13 protein-coding genes are annotated in these 13,317 nt (G+C 70.4%); 6 read left to right on the top strand and 7 right to left on the bottom strand.

Translation table 11 applies throughout. The features are described from left to right. Positions 1 to 24 precede the first annotated feature (24 nt). From Q0044_RS12490 to Q0044_RS12475, 4 genes are all read left to right on the top strand, one after another. Positions 25 to 390, top strand: coding sequence for a hypothetical protein (locus Q0044_RS12490; RefSeq protein ID WP_298162657.1), 366 nt, complete (start codon positions 25 to 27; stop codon positions 388 to 390). 66 nt (positions 391 to 456) lie between these two features. Beyond that, complete coding sequence (ypfJ, locus tag Q0044_RS12485) at positions 457 to 1,308, top strand: KPN_02809 family neutral zinc metallopeptidase (protein WP_298162655.1); 852 nt, start codon at positions 457 to 459, stop codon at positions 1,306 to 1,308. 59 nt (positions 1,309 to 1,367) lie between these two features. Then, on the top strand, positions 1,368 to 2,513 hold the full coding sequence (gene proB / locus Q0044_RS12480) for a glutamate 5-kinase (protein ID WP_298162772.1): 1,146 nt from the start codon (positions 1,368 to 1,370) through the stop codon (positions 2,511 to 2,513). Further along, positions 2,510 to 3,772, top strand: coding sequence for a glutamate-5-semialdehyde dehydrogenase (locus Q0044_RS12475; RefSeq protein ID WP_298162653.1), 1,263 nt, complete (start codon positions 2,510 to 2,512; stop codon positions 3,770 to 3,772). The genes proB and Q0044_RS12475 overlap by 4 nt, the downstream gene beginning before the upstream one ends. Before the next feature lie 154 nt (positions 3,773 to 3,926). On the opposite strand, the gene Q0044_RS12470 is transcribed toward Q0044_RS12475, so the two are convergent. The 3 genes from Q0044_RS12470 to Q0044_RS12460 all read right to left on the bottom strand — a co-directional run bounded on the left by Q0044_RS12470 (position 3,927) and on the right by Q0044_RS12460 (position 7,446). Beyond that, a complete protein-coding gene (locus tag Q0044_RS12470; protein ID WP_298162651.1) occupies positions 3,927 to 4,877 on the bottom strand; it encodes an aspartyl protease family protein in 951 nt (316 codons plus the stop codon). Positions 4,878 to 5,351: 474 nt separating this feature from the next. Then, the gene (gene amaB, locus Q0044_RS12465) at positions 5,352 to 6,845 is read right to left on the bottom strand and encodes an L-piperidine-6-carboxylate dehydrogenase (protein WP_298162649.1); all 1,494 of its coding nucleotides are present in this window, start codon (positions 6,843 to 6,845) and stop codon (positions 5,352 to 5,354) included. A 202-nt stretch (positions 6,846 to 7,047) separates the two neighbouring features. Then, entirely contained in the window at positions 7,048 to 7,446 is a 399-nt protein-coding gene (locus Q0044_RS12460; protein WP_298162645.1) for a hypothetical protein, read from the bottom strand. A 266-nt stretch (positions 7,447 to 7,712) separates the two neighbouring features. Between Q0044_RS12460 and Q0044_RS12455 the strand changes: the two genes are divergently transcribed. Both Q0044_RS12455 and Q0044_RS12450 read left to right on the top strand, forming a co-directional pair. Then, positions 7,713 to 8,285: a hypothetical protein gene (locus Q0044_RS12455; RefSeq protein WP_298162644.1), complete on the top strand. Its 573-nt coding sequence runs from the start codon at positions 7,713 to 7,715 to the stop codon at positions 8,283 to 8,285. 265 nt (positions 8,286 to 8,550) lie between these two features. Further along, on the top strand, positions 8,551 to 10,980 hold the full coding sequence (locus Q0044_RS12450) for an ATP-binding protein (RefSeq protein WP_298162641.1): 2,430 nt from the start codon (positions 8,551 to 8,553) through the stop codon (positions 10,978 to 10,980). A gap of 22 nt (positions 10,981 to 11,002) precedes the next feature. Here Q0044_RS12450 and Q0044_RS12445 read toward each other — a convergent pair whose 3' ends face one another. The 4 genes from Q0044_RS12445 to Q0044_RS12430 are packed head-to-tail and all read right to left on the bottom strand — an operon-like array spanning position 11,003 to position 13,266. Then, positions 11,003 to 11,536: a periplasmic heavy metal sensor gene (locus Q0044_RS12445; protein WP_298162639.1), complete on the bottom strand. Its 534-nt coding sequence runs from the start codon at positions 11,534 to 11,536 to the stop codon at positions 11,003 to 11,005. Beyond that, entirely contained in the window at positions 11,533 to 11,973 is a 441-nt protein-coding gene (locus Q0044_RS12440; RefSeq protein WP_298162637.1) for a hypothetical protein, read from the bottom strand. The genes Q0044_RS12445 and Q0044_RS12440 overlap by 4 nt, the downstream gene beginning before the upstream one ends. Further along, positions 11,970 to 12,689, bottom strand: a complete 720-nt coding sequence (locus Q0044_RS12435; RefSeq protein WP_298162635.1) for an RNA polymerase sigma factor — start codon at positions 12,687 to 12,689, stop codon at positions 11,970 to 11,972. The genes Q0044_RS12440 and Q0044_RS12435 overlap by 4 nt, the downstream gene beginning before the upstream one ends. After that, positions 12,616 to 13,266, bottom strand: coding sequence for an EF-hand domain-containing protein (locus tag Q0044_RS12430; RefSeq protein WP_298162633.1), 651 nt, complete (start codon positions 13,264 to 13,266; stop codon positions 12,616 to 12,618). Before Q0044_RS12430 ends, Q0044_RS12435 begins: the two co-directional genes overlap by 74 nt. Between the last annotated feature and the right edge of the window lie 51 nt (positions 13,267 to 13,317).

Here is a 13,317-nt window from a genome sequence, read left to right as displayed (position 1 = left end):
GGCGTCTGGCCCCATCTTCCGGGTATGAAAGCCGCCGCCCTGATCCTGCTGTCCGTCCTGTGCGCCGGAACCACCGCGGCCCAGACCTATGCGCCGGGCCAGCCCTATGTGGGCGACCCGATGGCCGACCGGCTTCGCGCCCGGATCGAGAGCCAGCGGCTTCAGTCCGAACAACAGGCCGCCTATGCTCGGCAGCACCAGTTGAACACCCGCCTGACCGAGATGGAGATCCGGGCCCAACGGCAGCCGGAACCCTATGTCCCGCTCGTCGATGTGCCGGCCTCCCCCGACGCCCGAATCCGGGCGCGCGAAGCGGCGACCGCCAGACGCGAAGCCGTCACGTCGGGCGTGGGCCAGATCGACGACTGGCTGGCGCGTTCGCCGCGATAGGATTGCATCTCTTCCCCTGCCCCCGCGTTCCGGCCTAGCTTGGAGCGGGATACCAGGGAGACGACGATGCGGTGGCAGGGCGGTCAGAGGGGCGGCGGGATCGAGGATCGCCGCGGCATGAGCGGCGGCGCGGTCGCCGGTGGCGGCATCGGTGTCATTATCCTGGCGATCATCGGTGTCGTCTTCTTCGACATCGACCCTTCGACGACCCAGCAGCTCGCCAGCCAGTTCGGCCAGTCCGGCGCCTCTCAGGAAGGTCGGCAGGGGACGCCGGAGGACCAGGCCGGGTTGTTCGTCGATGTCGTCGGCCGCAACATCAACGACGTCTGGGCGACCAAGCTCGACGGCTATCGGCCGCCGGACAACATCGTCCTCTATGAAAGGGGCACCCCGACGGGCTGCGGTTTCGGCCAGTCGGCGATGGGCCCCTTCTATTGCCCGGCCGACCGTCAGGTCTATCTGGACCTCTCCTTCTGGCAGGAGATGGAGACCCAGCTGGGCGCTTCCGGCGCCGACTTCGCCCGCGCCTATGTCCTGGCCCACGAGATCGGCCACCACATCCAGACCCTGACTGGCGCCTCGGAACAGGTGCAGCGGGCACAGCAGAGCGCCTCCTCCGAGGCCGAAGGCAACCGCTACTCCGTGGCGCTCGAGCTTCAGGCCGACTGCTACGCCGGGGTGTGGGCCGCCAACGCCGCCTCGGTGTCGGGCGGCGAAGTGGCGGTCGAACAGGGCGACCTGGAGGAGGGTCTGCGCACGGCCTCGGCCATCGGCGACGACACCCTGCAACGCCGCTCGGGCGGTCAGGTCAGCCCGGAAAGCTTCACGCACGGCTCGTCGGCCCAGCGGATGGAATGGCTGCAGCGCGGCTACCAGACCGGCGATCCGGCGAGCTGCGACACCTTCCAGGGCCTTTAGCGGCTGCAACACCGCTTGTTGCATCGCACACGGCGCGGCATGGTCGCGCCGTGACCTCGATCGCCCTGACCACGCCCGAAACCGCCTCACCCGCCGCCAGCCTGCGCGCGGCACGGCGCATTGTGATCAAGGTCGGGTCGTCCCTGGTCGTGGACCGGAAGGCGCCCGCCACGGTCTGGCTGGCCGGGCTGGCCGTCGACATCGCCGCGCTGAGGGCGAAAGGACGGCAGGTCGTGGTGGTGTCCTCTGGCGCGGTCGCCCTGGGGCGCGGAAGGCTCGGGCTGGAGAAGAATGCGCGGCTGGATGAGAAACAGGCCGCCGCGGCCGTCGGGCAGTCGTTGCTGATGCAGGCCTGGGAGGCGGCGCTGGCCGGCGCGGGACTGACGCCCGGCCAGGTTCTGCTGACGCGGGACGACACCGAACGGCGCCGACGCTGGCTCAACGCGCGGGCGACGCTGGAGGCCCTGCTGAAGCTGGGCGTGGTGCCCGTGGTCAACGAGAACGACACGGTCGCCACCGAGGAGATCCGCTACGGCGACAACGACCGGCTGGCGGCGCGGACGGCCCAGCTGGTGCGGGCGGACCTGCTGGTCCTGCTGTCCGACGTCGACGGCCTCTACACGGCCGATCCGCGTCGCAATCCGACGGCCGAGCACCTGCCCCTGATCGAAACCCTCGGACCGGACATCCTCGCCATGGCCGGCGGGGCCAATGCAGACGCCGGTGTCGGCACCGGCGGCATGGCGACCAAGCTCGAGGCGGCGCGGATCGCCCGTTCGGCCGGGTGCGCGACCCTGATCGTCTCGGGACTGGCGACGCGCCCGCTCAGCGCCGTCGCAACGGGTGCGCGGGCCAGCCTGATCACGGCCCCGGCCACGCCCCTGCAGGCCTACAAGTCCTGGATCGCGGGAAGCCTGGAGCCTGCCGGTGCGCTGGCGATCGATGACGGGGCGGCGGAGGCCCTCGGGGGCGGACGCAGCCTGCTGGCCTCCGGCGTGAAACGCGTCGAGGGGCGGTTCGACCGGGGCGACTGCGTGCGCGTCATCGGCGCCGACGGCGGGGTGCTGGGGGTCGGTCTGGCCGCCTATGCCGCCGACGAGATGGAGAAGATCCGCGGTCGACACTCCGGAGAGATCGAGGGTCTGGTCGGCTACAAGGGACCGGGCGTGGCCATTCATCGCGACGACCTGGTGCTGCACGGATGAGCGACGTTCAGGCCTCGATGCTGGAGCGCGGACGGCGCGCGCGGGCGGCGGCGGACACCGTGCGGCTGGCCCCGGCCGGGACCCGCTCTGCGGCCCTGACGGCCATGGCGGCGGCCTTGCGGACCCGGGCCGGAGACATTCTCGCCGCCAACGCCCGCGACATCGACCGGGCCCGGACGAACGGCATGGCCGAGGCCCAGATCGACCGGCTGGCCCTGACGCCCGCCCGAATCGAGGCCATGGCGGCGGCGGTGGACGAGGTCGCGGCCTTCCCCGATCCGCTGGGCGTCGAGACGGCGCGCTGGACCCGGCCGAACGGGCTCGACTTCGCCCGGGTGCGGACGCCCATCGGGGTGCTGGCGATCATCTATGAGAGTCGGCCCAATGTGACCGCCGATGCGGCGGCCCTGTGCATTCGCTCGGGCAATGTCGCCATCCTGCGCTGCGGGTCGGACTGCCTCGACAGTTCGCTGGCCATCCATGAGGCGGTGGTCGACGGTCTGAGCGAGGCGGGCCTGCCCGAGGACGCGGTCCAGCTGGTCGACACGCCGGACCGGGCGGCGGTCGGGGCGCTGCTGACCGGGCTGGACGGGACCCTCGACCTGTTGATCCCGCGGGGCGGCAAGAGCCTCGTCGCGCGGGTCCAGGCCGAGGCGCGGGTTCCCGTGCTGGGGCATCTGGAAGGGATCAACCACACCTATCTGCACGCCTCGGCCGAGGTCGGGATGGCGCGGGGCGTGGTCGTCAACGCCAAGATGCGGCGGGTCTCCGTATGCGGGTCGACGGAGACCCTGATTGTGGATCGGGCCGCGGCCGGGCGACTGTTGCCTGCGGTGGCCGAGGCCCTGATCGCGGCCGGATGCGAACTGCGCGGCGATGCAGAGGCGCGGGCCCTGGTCCCTGCGATGCGGGCTGCGACGGACGAGGACTGGGGGCATGAGTTCCTGGCGCCGATTCTGGCGGTGAAGGTCGTGGACGGGCTGGACGCGGCGATCGAACACATCCGCGAACACGGCTCGGGGCACACAGACGCCATCGTGGCGGAAGACGAGGCGGCGGCGGCGGCGTTCCTGAACCGGATCGACAGCGCCATCGTGCTGTGGAACGCCTCGACCCAGTTCGCGGACGGCGGCGAGTTCGGCTTCGGCGGCGAGATCGGCATCTCCACTTCGCGCCTCCATGCGCGGGGTCCGGTGGGGGCCGAACAGCTGACCAGCTACAAATACGTCGTCCGCGGCACCGGCCAGATCCGGCCATGACCGGTCCTTCTCCCTCTCGGGGGAGAAGGTGGCTCGCGGAGCGAGACGGATGAGGGGGCTCTGTCGACCCGTCCGCTCCCGACGATGAGTTCGCTGAACCAGCCCCCTCAACCGAGCCCTCCGGGCCCACCTTCTCCCCCAAGGGGAGAAGGAGTCACCCGCGCCCGATCGTCAGGTCCAGCGGCCGGGAGGCGTGCAGACGGCCGCCCCCCAGATCCAGCACCATCCGCCGCCCGGCAAAGGCCTCCATCCCGACCAGGGCGGCCGGAAAGCCCGGCAGGGGCACGTCGGCGTAGATCGGCGTCGGGGCGTCGCGATAGATCTGATCGCCGACGGTGATGGTCCGGGACCGGACGATCTGGGACTCGATCGACCCGCCCAGCACGATACTGGACCCCCGCTCCGCCGGCCGCCCGTCCAGAAGGCCCGCACTCCCGGCCGCGTCTCGTGACAAGGCCAGCAGGGCCGAGGCGCCGGTGTCGACCACGGCCTGGATCGTCGCCCCCTCGACCGTGACCTCGGTCGTCAGGGCGCCGCCCGCCCTCGACACCGGGATGGCGGCGACGTCAGGCGGCATCACATGGTCTTCGCGCGCGAGGAACCGCATGCGGCGTTCCTCCGTGTCGAGCTCCAGCACCGTCTCGCCCAGCAGGTCCTGACCGAGGATCAGCGGGGCCGACAGGCCTTCGCCGACCGCCAGCGGTCCCAGCGACAGGATGGCGGTGCGGAGCGCCTCGATCCGCATACCGCCGACCGTCACGTCCAGCGTCACGCCGCGCCCCATCTGGGCGCCGCCGCCGACGCCATAGGCGACCAGCGGGATGTCGAAGGCCCGGGTCAGGCCGAGGCTCTGGAACAGGGCCCGATCGATGACCGAATACTGGGCACCGGAATCGACCAGGGCCCGGACCGACCGGCCCGCGACGGTGACCCGCACCGTCGGCACAGCGGCCCGGCGCTCGTCATAGGGAAGCCAGCCGCTCGATCCCTCCGGGCCGAAAACGACGCCCGGATCGCGCCACAGCACATGGTCCCTCAGCCACCACGCCCCGCCGAGGCCGGCGGCGACGAGCACGGCGCGGGTCAGGAGGGCGCGGCGGTTCATGTCCTGACAGTGGGGATCGGTTGCGGCGCTGTCGAGGCGCGGCGGCGTCGCAAGTCCCCTCCGCGTCTCCGGGGGAAGACGCGCAACGGGACTCCGGAATTCAGAGTCCAGATAGTCCGTAGAGTCCTATGGGGCCGGTCTCGAAAACCCCGTCCGAAGCGTCCGGTGCGTTTGCCAATGATGATCCCCTCCGCGCGAAAGGGGTCAGTATGGGGGCATTTCAGGGAGTGATGGGCAAAAGGGCTCTGGTCAGGACCGAGCGTTGGAATCGTTGGCGGATTCCGGCGATGTGATGATGGGTATGGCCGGATGTCCTTCTCCCCTTGCGGGAGAAGGTGGCAGCCGAAGGCTGACGGATGAGGGGTCACGCAGGCACCTGGACTGAGGATTGGCACGCTGACCTCTGACGTCAGCGTGACCCCTCATCCGACCTCGCTTTGCTCGGCCACCTTCTCCCACAAGGGGAGAAGGACTCTAGACGTCGAACCGCACGCCCTGGGCCAGAGGGAGCACGCTGGAGAAATTCACCGTCTGGGTCTGGCGACGCATATAGGCTTTCCAGGCGTCGGAGCCGGACTCGCGACCGCCGCCGGTCTCCTTCTCGCCGCCGAAGGCCCCGCCGATCTCGGCGCCGGAGGGGCCGATGTTGACGTTGGCGATGCCGCAGTCCGAGCCCCAGGCCGACAGGAAGGCCTCGGCCTCGCGCACGCTGTCGGTGAAGACGCAGCTCGACAACCCTTGCGGCACCGCATTCTGCATCGCCACGGCCTCGTCGAAGGTCTTCCACGTCAGGACGTAGAGAATGGGGGCGAAGGTTTCGTGCTGAACGACCGCACTCTGGGCCGGCATGCGGACGATGGCGGGCCGGACATAGGCGCCCTCACGGGTTCCGCCGACGACGACCTGACCGCCTTGCTCGACCGCCTGTTTCAGGGCTGCGTCGAAGCCCTTGGCCGCGTCTTCGTCGATCAGCGGACCGACCAGAACCCCGTCCTCGCGCGGATCGCCGATGGGCAGGGTGGCGTAGGCTTTCGCCAGACGCTCGATCAACGCCTCGGCGACATCCTCATGCACCAGCAGGCGTCGCAGGCTGGTGCAGCGCTGGCCGCAGGTGCCGACGGCGGAGAAGGCGACGGCGCGGACCGCCATGTCCATGTCGGCGCTCGGCGTGACGATCATGGCGTTGTTGCCGCCGAGCTCCAGCAGCGACCGGCCGAGGCGCCCGGCGACGGTGGTGGCGACCGCCTTGCCCATCCGGGTCGAGCCTGTGGCGGAAACGAGGGCAACGCGCGGATCGGCCGCCAGGGCTTCTCCGGCCTCGCGACCGCCAACCAGAAGCTGCACCAGCCCCTCGGGCGCATCGCCGAACCGGGCCAGGGCGCGTTGCATCACCGCATGGGTGGCGATAGCGGTCAGGGGCGTCTTCTCGGACGGCTTCCAGATCACCGGATCGCCGCACACGAGGGCCAGGGCCGCGTTCCAGGCCCAGACGGCGACCGGGAAGTTGAAGGCCGAGATGACCGCGACCGGCCCCAGGGGCTGCCAGGTCTCGCGCATATGGTGGCCGGGCCGCTCGCTGGGCAGGGTCAGTCCGTACAGCTGGCGCGACAGGCCGACGGCGAAGTCGCAGATGTCGATCATCTCCTGGACCTCGCCGAGGCCCTCCGAAGTGATCTTGCCCGCCTCGAGGGTGACCAGCAGGGCGAGGTCGTCCTTCGAGGCCCGCAGTTCCTCGCCCAGCAGCCGGACCAGCTCGCCCCGGCGCGGCGCCGGAATGCGACGCCAGGCGTCGAAGGCGGCGGTGGCGGCGGCGACGGCGGCCCCGGTCGCGGCGGGGTCGGCGACGCGGACGGACGCGCCGGTCGAGCCGTCGATGGGGGAACGGGTCGGCAGGCCGGCGGGATCGAAGGACTCCTCGGAGACGCCGAGGCGGGTCAGGATGGTCTGGGCGTTCTGGGCTGCGGTCATGTCGCCTCATAGACGAGACCCTCTCCCGGTGGGAGAGGGCTTGAGGCCCGGAGAGCGGAGCGATCCGCCGGCCGAAAGGGTGAGGGATGGACGGCGGGAGGTCGGACACATCCGACCCTCACCCGATCGCGCAAGACCGACGCCCTGAGGGGCGCCGTGCGCGATCTCCCTCTCCCAACGGGAGAGGGAGACGTTCAGGCGCCTACCAGCGATGGCCGTCGCGATCGCGGCTTTCACCGCGCAGGTTGCGTTCGATCCGGTCCAGCCGGTCCTGCAGGTCGCGACGTTCCCAGTGGGACAGGCCGTCGCGGCGGTAGCGCCATTCGACCCGCTGATACTCGTCCAGCTGCCAGCGGAGGCTCTGGGCTTCGCGGCGACTGATGCGGCCGTTGTAGGCGGCCCGATCGATGCGCTGGGCCAGACGGGCCTGTTCGCCGTTCAGGCCGCCGCCGTTCCAGCCGCCGTTGTAGTTCTGGCCGTAGCCGCCGCCACGGTCGCCGTGGCCTCGGCCGTAGTCCTGGGCCAGCGTCGGGGTCGCGATCGCGACCGCCGACGCCGCCAGAAGCGAAAGCAGGGCTTTCTTCGTCAGGGCGGTCGTCATGATCTTCTTCCTTCATCTCGGCCCGGGGGTGGGCTGCGAGGAGAAGAAAAGCATGGTGAAGCTGACACCCGTCTGAGCCCGCTGTTGTGAAACAGTCAGGTTGATGAAAGGCTCCGCTTGATGGCCGCGCAGGCCGCGACGGTCAGTCCGGCGTGACATTCGGTCGGCCGAACTGCGGCGCGTCTTCATCCCCGCTTCACCGTCTTGCGAAACCGGGCGTCAACGCGGCGTCCTGCAGTGTGGAGCGGAACGGACCGGGGACGACCATGGCGCGCGCGCAATTCCAGAAGGGCCAGAAGGTCTGGGTCGAGTGCGTCGGCGCCTGGGCCCAGATCGAAAAGGTCCAGCCCGTCTGGGCCAAGGGTTTCGAAGAGCCGGTGAAGGTCACCTATGACGTCGGTCTCGGGCGCGAGTTCCAGGCGACCGAACTGATGCTTCCGGCCGAGGACGACCCAGGCACGGACCTCGGCGACTGGCGGCTGCTGCGCGCCCGTAACAAGTGGCAGCAGGCGGAAGACGTGCCGCACCATCCCTATCCGGGCACCTATCCCGTCGTGGTCACCGATCCGGCTGACTGGGGCGGGTGGCGCGTCCCGGGGGCGGAATATGATCGTGACCCCCGGAGGATCGAGTTCCAGGCCCGGCTGATCGCCGCCGCGCCCAGACTGATGGACCTGGCCCAGAAGCTGGTCGATACGGTGGCCGAAAGCCCCGACGACGCCCCGCCGGAATCGCTGGCCCTGGCCCGGCAGGCCCGGGAGATCCTGAAGTCCGTGACCGACGTCCTTGCCCCCGCGCCGGAGGCATCCACGGCCCCTGCCCGCGCGCACGCCGCGTAGAGCATGATCGTTTCTGGAGGACCCACTTCGCGGGTCCGACATGAAGCGTGAAGCATGCTCCCGGTTAAGTCTGGAGCCTGATTCACGGCATCAGCGGAATCGCGAAGCGATTCCTCCTCAGCCGACCAGGCTCCGGATAAGTTTCGTTAACCAAACCTCGACAGGATTCCGCGACGCAGCCTAGATTCCGCGGTGTCGTCGAATCGCCCAACGCCTGACCTGGCCGCCCCGGCCGGGACGCCGCGAGCATGTCCGGGAGAGAGATTTGCGGGGCGCCGATCGCCGCATTCAGAAGCCGGGGCGACGGGCGCAGGACCGTCCCGAAGGCTTGCCGGCCTGGGGCCGGGTTCTGGTTCTCGCCCTGACCCTGGGGCTGGCGATCTACGTCGTCCTGTTCGCACGGGAGAGCACGAGGCCGGCCCGCGAGGCGGCGACGTTGAAGGCCGAGGCCCTGCGACGCGACGCCGACCTGGGGGCCGCCCTGCTGGATGCAAGACTGGCCCGGGCCACGACCGGACTGACCGTCGCTGCGCAGCGATTGAGAACGAACCCCGGCCGCCCGATGGACGCGCTGGAGGCCGCACGGGCCGCGGCTCCGGACAGCGCCTTCGCCGTGATTGACTCCACCGGCGTCGCGAGTGCTGCGGTCGGCGCCGGCCCCGCAGAGTTCCGACCGCTGGCGGCGGCATCCGGACGCGCCGCGCCGCGGGCGACGCGGGATCGCAGGGCCATCCTGTCGACCACGTCACAGGCCCCGGGCCTTGTTGCCCGGACGTCCGTCGCGGACGCGGCCGGAGCGCGCACCCTGGTCGTATCGCCGACCGAGGGCCTGATCGCGGGCGCGATCGGCGTCTCTTTGAAAGATCATCTGGGCGTTGAGTTGTCGGCCCTCACCGCGACGGACGCCGCCGTCCAGGGCGCCCCCGGCCCCGACCAGGCGATCGAGGCGACCGCCGCGCCCGTCGGCGACAGCGGACTGGTGATCGTCGCCTGGCGGCCGGAGACGACCGGGGCCGCCGCGATCATCAGCGACCTGTGGCTGCTCGCTGCGCCCCTGGGGCTCGGCGTGCTGGTGCTGGGCCTCGCCCTGCTGCAGCGATGGCGACAGACGCGCGCTTCCAAGGCCTGGGCTGAAACAGAACACCGGTTCCGCGTCGCCGTCGAGGCGGCGCGTTGCGGCGTCTGGGAGTGGGATCTCGATGCCGGCGAGGTCGTCGTGTCGGACTTCATGGCCGCTCTGCTCGGCCTGCCCGCAGGCGGTTCAGTGAGCGCGGACGCGGTGATGGAGCGGATCCATCCGCGCTATCGCGAACTGGTCGAACACGCCCTGCGACAGGCCGCGACCTTCGGCACGTTCGAAGTCACCTTCCCGGTTCCCCTGGCCACAGGAGGGGCGCGCTGGATCGACGCCCGGGGACAGGCGCGCGGATCCCGCGGCGAAGAGGGTTTCAGCATGATCCTCGGCGTCGCCCTGGACATCACCGAGGCCCGCCGCGCCAAGGCCCAGGCCCAGGCTGCGGAGAACCGGCTACGTGACGGCATCGAGAGCGTGTCGGACGCCTTCGTCCTGTTCGACAAGCACGGCCGCCTCGTTCTGTGGAACCAGGCTTTCAAGGACGCCTTCGGCTTCGCCGACGAGGCCGTGCGCCGGGGCGCCATGAAGGACGAACTCAACCGGATCGCCGCGCTCGCCATCAAGGAGGAACGCCCCTCCGCCGAGGGCCGCGCCGGCGCCCGCGAAGTCGAGCTGTTTGACGGCCGGGTGCTGCAATTGTCGGAACGGTTCACCGGCGACGGCGGCACCGTGGTCACCGCCGCCGACGTCACAGCGATCCGCCGCCAGGAACTGGAGCGCCAGCGCGCCGCCGACAGTCTGCGGATCACGGTCGACCAGCTGGAGACCAGCCAGGAAAAACTCAGCCTGCTGGCCCGCAAATACGAAATCGCCATGACCCGGGCCGAGGCCGCCAACCAGGCCAAGTCCGAGTTCCTGGCCAATATGTCCCACGAGCTGCGCACGCCCCTGAACGCCATCAACGGCTTCTCCGAGATCATGGCCGGAGAGATGTTCGGGCCGCTCGGAGACCCGAAATACAAGGGCTACGCCGCAGACATCCTCAAGTCCGGGCAGCATCTGCTCAGCCTGATCAACGACATCCTCGACATGGCCAAGATCGAGGCGGGCAAGATGACCCTGCACTACGAGCCCGTATCGCTGACCGAGATCTGCGAGGACGCCATCCGCCTGATGCGCGGCAAGGCCCAGGACTCGGGCCTGATCCTGTCGCTGCGTGCGCCCGATCTTCCGGAGATCGACGCCGACTACCGCGGGCTGAAACAGGTCATGCTGAACCTGATCTCGAACGCGGTGAAGTTCACGCCCGAAGGCGGCGAGATCACGGTGTCGCTGGAGCGGCTGAACGCAGGGCGGGTGCGGATCGCCGTGGCCGACACGGGAATCGGCATCGCCGCCCACGACCTGGCCCGCCTGGCCCAGCCCTTCGAACAGGTCGAGGGCCAGCATTCGAAGACGACCCAGGGCACCGGGCTCGGCCTGTCCCTGACCAAGGCCCTGATCGAGCTGCATCAGGGTCAGATGCTGATGGAGAGCGAGCCGGGGATCGGCACCACCGTCAGCTTCGACATCCCGATGAAACGCCCCACGCCGCAGGTCGAACAGGCCCGCGCCGCCTAGACGATGATCGGGGCGATGAAGGCTACCCCGCCGGCGTGGGGATGGCCTGTTTCGCCTCTTTAGCCTCGCCCTGTTCGCCGTGACCTGCACCGCCGCCCCTGCCCCGACCCAGGATCCGGGCGAAGGCTGCGCGATCGGCCGGGTCCAGAGTGCCGAGGATGGCCAGGGTGTCGGCCTCCAGCCGGCGACGGCCGCGACTCTCGGCCTCACGAGACTGGTCCAGAAGGCGTGCGACAAGCGCGGCGTCATAGGGTTCGGCGGCGGCGGCGGCGATCGCCTGCCGACGGTGCTCGCGCGCCTGCTGGAGGTCGGGTCGGGCGGCGAGACCGGCGTCGCGCAAGGCCTGCCGCACGCGGGGCCGGGCCTCGGGACTGAGGGCGGCGACCAGTTCGCGGGGCGAGGCGCGACGGTCGTCCCAATCCTTGCCGTCCATGCGGCTCACGATCCGTTCCTGGCCGGTCAGGGCAGTGTAGGCGGCCGTGGCGGCGAACAGGTTCACCGCCACCGAGACCGCCAGGCCTGCGCCGAGAATGATGGCGAGGGTGCGGGTGTTCATCCGAAGATCCCGGTCTCGTCGAAGTCGCCGAGCATGGCTTGATCCACCACGGCGTCGGCCTGGGCCTGGGTCGCCAGATGGCCGCCCAGGTTCGCGCCGAACACGACCCCGGCGCAGGCCGCCGCCGCCCAGCCGGCTCCGCCGATCCACAGCAGTTTTCTCAGGCCGGGCCAGCCGGCGCGCGCCCTCAATCCGGCCGAAGCGGCGGAGGCGAGGACGCGGTCGCGCAGAGCCGCCGACACCACTGGATTGGACGAGGCGTAGAGGGCGGCGTCGGTCTGGCGCGCATTGAACAGGGCCCGATCCGCCTCCAGCGGATGGGCGTCGGCCCAGGCGCGCGCGGCCGGGCGCACCTCGTCCGGCCAGCGACGGACATCGCCGCCAAAGGCATCCGCCAGTTCGCCGAAACGCGTCGCGTCCATGCGTTCGGTTGTCATCCTCGTCCTCCTTCGACCACCGGCCCGGCGCCGGGGGCCAGATGCGCCAGGGTCTGTCTCAGGGTTCGTCGACCCCTCGACAGCAGACTCTCCAGCGCCTCGATACTGACCGACATCAGGCCGGCGGCCTCGATATTGGTCAGCTCCTGATAGTGGCACAACACAATGGCCTCGCGCTGGCGCTGCGGCAGGGCGGCGAGCGCCCGGTCCACCTGCGCGCCCAGCTGGGCCGTCATGAGGTCCCGGTCCGGAAGCGGCCCCTCGTCGGGCCGGTCCGGAATGATCTCGGTCGGAACCTCGCGCCGCCGACGCAGGCGATCGTAGCAGAGGTTCAGAGCCACCCGGTGCAGCCAGGTGTCGAACTTCGCCCTGCCCGGCGTCCAGCGCGGGGCCTGTTTCCAGGCCCTTAGCATGGCGTCCTGGGCCACGTCCTCGGCCTCGACCGGATCGCCCAGCATCCGCTGCGCCAGCGCCAGCATGCGGGGCAGCTTTCTCGCCACCAGGGCCTGGATGGCCGCAGGGTCACCCTGACCCACGCGGCGCACCAGATCCTCGTCGGGGTCGGCGACAGAAGCCAAGCGGTCCCTTTCCCGACAGGCGGTGAGGCGGGACGGCCAGGGAAGAGCGACCGTCCCCACCGTCTTACTCCGAAGCGGGGGCCGAAGGCGACGCCTGGCGGTCGGCAGGACGTCCCATGCGCCCGGCGCGCCGGTCATGACGCTGCTCGCGCATGGCCTGACGCGCCGCGATGCGTTCCTCGGCGGTGATGTAGCCGTCACGACTGGTGTCGACGCTGTCAAAGCGGCTCGTCAGGCGGGACTGGACGTCGGCGATAGCGAGAGGCTCGCGCACCCCGGCACGCGGGCCGCGCTCGCCGCCACGATGACCGTGCATCCCGGCCCACTGACCCCGATGGCCGCGCGGGCCGCCCATGTGACGGCCGCCACGCTGGCCGCGATCTGCACGGGCTTCAGCCGGGACGACGAATTCCTCACGGCTGAGCATGCCGTCGCCATTCTTGTCGAGCGTCTCGAACCGGGCCGAGACGCGCTGATTGCGGCGGGTCTCCATACCCGAGCGGCGTTCCTCGACGCTGATCGAACCGTCGCGATTGGCGTCGATCGCGGTCAGGCGCGCGATGCGGCCGTCGACGAACTCGGCGCGGCTGATACGGCCGTCGCCGTCCAGGTCGCCTCGCGCGGCGCGTCCCGGAGCCTGTTGAGCCATGGCGGCGCCGGCGGTCAGGACGGCCAGAACAGCAGCGGCCGCGGCGGCCAGAGTGGATTGTCTCATGTGTTCATCTCCGAATGGACGGGTCGTCGGACACGCCCGCAAAACCCCCGT

Source organism: Brevundimonas sp. (genome assembly GCF_027484365.1).
Lineage (GTDB): Bacteria > Pseudomonadota > Alphaproteobacteria > Caulobacterales > Caulobacteraceae > Brevundimonas.
Note: the sequence above shows the minus strand (reverse complement) of the source record. Positions and strands in the feature narration are given on the sequence as shown.

Bases quoted from the DNA above. Each gene is read 5' to 3' on its own strand.
- Q0044_RS12490 (WP_298162657.1), top strand. From the start codon at position 25: ATGAAAGCCGCCGCCCTGATCCTGCTGTCCGTCCTGTGCGCCGGAACC.
- ypfJ (WP_298162655.1), top strand. From the start codon at position 457: ATGCGGTGGCAGGGCGGTCAGAGGGGCGGCGGGATCGAGGATCGCCGC.
- Q0044_RS12475 (WP_298162653.1), top strand. From the start codon at position 2,510: ATGAGCGACGTTCAGGCCTCGATGCTGGAGCGCGGACGGCGCGCGCGG.
- Q0044_RS12470 (WP_298162651.1), bottom strand. From the start codon at position 4,877: ATGAACCGCCGCGCCCTCCTGACCCGCGCCGTGCTCGTCGCCGCCGGC.
- amaB (WP_298162649.1), bottom strand. From the start codon at position 6,845: ATGACCGCAGCCCAGAACGCCCAGACCATCCTGACCCGCCTCGGCGTC.
- Q0044_RS12460 (WP_298162645.1), bottom strand. From the start codon at position 7,446: ATGACGACCGCCCTGACGAAGAAAGCCCTGCTTTCGCTTCTGGCGGCG.
- Q0044_RS12455 (WP_298162644.1), top strand. From the start codon at position 7,713: ATGGCGCGCGCGCAATTCCAGAAGGGCCAGAAGGTCTGGGTCGAGTGC.
- Q0044_RS12445 (WP_298162639.1), bottom strand. From the start codon at position 11,536: ATGAACACCCGCACCCTCGCCATCATTCTCGGCGCAGGCCTGGCGGTC.
- Q0044_RS12440 (WP_298162637.1), bottom strand. From the start codon at position 11,973: ATGACAACCGAACGCATGGACGCGACGCGTTTCGGCGAACTGGCGGAT.
- Q0044_RS12435 (WP_298162635.1), bottom strand. From the start codon at position 12,689: ATGACCGGCGCGCCGGGCGCATGGGACGTCCTGCCGACCGCCAGGCGT.
- Q0044_RS12430 (WP_298162633.1), bottom strand. From the start codon at position 13,266: ATGAGACAATCCACTCTGGCCGCCGCGGCCGCTGCTGTTCTGGCCGTC.